The sequence below is a fragment of the Massilia jejuensis genome (assembly GCF_042656795.1).
In the GTDB taxonomy this organism is placed as follows: Bacteria; Pseudomonadota; Gammaproteobacteria; order Burkholderiales; family Burkholderiaceae_D; genus Telluria; species Telluria jejuensis.
On the sequence record NZ_JBHSMS010000095.1, the window covers coordinates 1 to 1263 of the forward strand.

1 rRNA gene is annotated in these 1263 nt (G+C 52.4%); it reads left to right on the forward strand.

Annotation, left to right across the window (positions count from 1 at the left end):
* A 23S ribosomal RNA gene (locus tag ACFPOU_RS23655) occupies nt 1-1263 on the forward strand; the annotation flags it as partial.

The following is a 1263-nucleotide window of genomic DNA, read 5'->3' on the forward strand; positions in this document are numbered from 1 at the left end:
TCATACGAGACCGTACCGCAAACCGACACAGGTGGGCGAGATGAGTATTCTAAGGCGCTTGAGAGAACTCGGGAGAAGGAACTCGGCAAATTGGTACCGTAACTTCGGGAAAAGGTACGCCCCGGTAGCTTGACCACTTTACTGTGGAAGGGCGAAAGGGTTGCAATAAACTGGTGGCTGCGACTGTTTAATAAAAACACAGCACTCTGCAAACACGAAAGTGGACGTATAGGGTGTGACGCCTGCCCGGTGCTGGAAGATTAAATGATGGGGTGCAAGCTCTTGATTGAAGTCCCAGTAAACGGCGGCCGTAACTATAACGGTCCTAAGGTAGCGAAATTCCTTGTCGGGTAAGTTCCGACCTGCACGAATGGCGTAACGATGGCCACACTGTCTCCTCCCGAGACTCAGCGAAGTTGAAATGTTTGTGATGATGCAATCTACCCGCGGCTAGACGGAAAGACCCCATGAACCTTTACTGTAGCTTTGCATTGGACTTTGAACCAATCTGTGTAGGATAGGTGGGAGGCTTTGAAGCGGGGACGCCAGTTCTCGTGGAGCCATCCTTGAAATACCACCCTGGTTTGTTTGAGGTTCTAACCTTGGTCCGTTATCCGGATCGGGGACAGTGCATGGTAGGCAGTTTGACTGGGGCGGTCTCCTCCTAAAGTGTAACGGAGGAGTTCGAAGGTACGCTAGGTACGGTCGGACATCGTGCTAATAGTGCAATGGCATAAGCGTGCTTAACTGCGAGACCGACAAGTCGAGCAGGTACGAAAGTAGGACATAGTGATCCGGTGGTTCTGTATGGAAGGGCCATCGCTCAACGGATAAAAGGTACTCTGGGGATAACAGGCTGATTCCTCCCAAGAGTTCATATCGACGGGGGAGTTTGGCACCTCGATGTCGGCTCATCACATCCTGGGGCTGTAGCCGGTCCCAAGGGTATGGCTGTTCGCCATTTAAAGTGGTACGTGAGCTGGGTTTAAAACGTCGTGAGACAGTTTGGTCCCTATCTGCCGTGGGCGTTGGAAATTTGAAGGGGGCTGCTCCTAGTACGAGAGGACCGGAGTGGACGAACCTCTGGTGTACCGGTTGTCACGCCAGTGGCATTGCCGGGTAGCTAAGTTCGGAAGAGATAACCGCTGAAAGCATCTAAGCGGGAAACTTGCCTTGAGATGAGATTTCCCGGAGCCTTGAGCTCCTTGAAGGGTCGTTCGAGACCAGGACGTTGATAGGCTGGGTGTGGAAGTGCAGTAATGC